At 72.4% G+C, this 1335-nt stretch carries 1 protein-coding gene and 1 pseudogene; both read right to left on the bottom strand.

What is annotated here, in order from left to right; translation table 11 throughout:
• A pseudogene (locus tag FUT87_RS22925) lies at nucleotides 1-323 on the bottom strand (hypothetical protein); the annotation flags it as partial.
• 39 nt (nucleotides 324-362) lie between these two features.
• The gene (gene mltG / locus FUT87_RS22920; protein WP_186830717.1) at nucleotides 363-1334 is read right to left on the bottom strand and encodes an endolytic transglycosylase MltG; all 972 of its coding nucleotides are present in this window, start codon (nucleotides 1332-1334) and stop codon (nucleotides 363-365) included.
• Nucleotide 1335 lies beyond the last annotated feature (1 nt).

Raw genomic sequence — 1335 nt, 5'->3', positions numbered from 1 at the left:
ATCAGCGTGATGCCGGCGGCTTCCATCGCCACGTCGGTGCCGCCGCCCATCGCCAGGCCGACATCCGCCGCGGCCAGCGCCGGCGCGATGACGCGCTGCACATGGTCGCGGCGCGCGGCGAACACCAGCAGCGCCTCGGTCAGCCCATCCATGTCCTGGTGCAGGAACAGGTCGCGCAGCGACTCGGCCAGCGGCGTGCCGCCCGGCTCGCGGGTCTGGACCAGGTCCGCGCCGCGCTCGCGCAGGCGCTGGGCGACGGACTCGACATGGGTGGACTTGCCCGCCCCGTCGATGCCCTCGAAGGTGATGAATCGGCCGCTCACGCGTGGATGCTCTCTCGGAAAAAAGCGCAGCGCGGACGCTCAGCGGCCGCGCTGGTACTTGTTGACCGCGCGATTATGCGCGGCCAGGTCCTCGCTGAACTGGCTGGTGCCGTCGCCGCGCGACACGAAGTACAGCGCCTTGGACGGGGTCGGGTGCAGCGTCGCCTGCAGCGCCGCCAGGCCCGGCATCGCGATCGGCGTCGGCGGCAGCCCGCCGCGGGTGTAGGTGTTGAACGGGGTGTCCGTCTGCAGGTGGATGCGCCGCAGGTTGCCGTCGAAGTCGGTGCCCAGCCCGTAGATGACCGTCGGATCGGTCTGCAGCGGCATGCCGGCCTTGAGCCGGTTGATGAACACCGCCGCCACCAGCCCGCGGTCCGCCGCGGCGCCGGTTTCCTTCTCGACGATGGAGGCCAGGATCAGCGCCTCGTCCGCGCTCTTGAGCGGCAGGCCGTCGGAGCGGCCGGACCAGGCGCTCTCCAGACGCTTCTGCATCAGCGCATGGGCGCGCTTGAGCACCGTCAGGTCGCTCACGCCGCGGCTGTACGCGTACGTGTCGGGGAAGAAGCGGCCCTCCGGCGCCTGGCCGGGCGCGCCCAGCGCCGCCATGATCTGGGCGTCGGTCATGCCGGCGGTCGTCTGCTTGAGCGCCGGCGCGGCCGCGATCGCGGCGCGTAGCTGGCGGAAGTTCCAGCCCTCGATCAGGCGGAGCTGCTCCAGCACCTGGTCGCCGCGGACCATCTTGTCCAGCAGCTCGCGCGGCGTGATGCCGGCATGGACCTCGTAGCTGCCGGCGCGGATCTTGCGCGCCTGCCCCGAGTAGCGGAACCACGCGTAGAGGAAACGCGGATCGGTCTGCACGCCCGCCCCGACCCAGGCCTGCGCGACCTGCTGCGGCGGCGTGCCGGGTTCGATCGAGAGCTCCAGGCTGTCCTTCTCCAGCGCCAGCGGCGCCTGCAGCCACCACCAGACGGCGCCGCCGGCGCCCGCGGCCAGCACCGCCAGCGCGACCAGC

It is taken from the genome of Mitsuaria sp. TWR114 (assembly GCF_007997345.1).
Note: the sequence above shows the minus strand (reverse complement) of the source record. Positions and strands in the feature narration are given on the sequence as shown.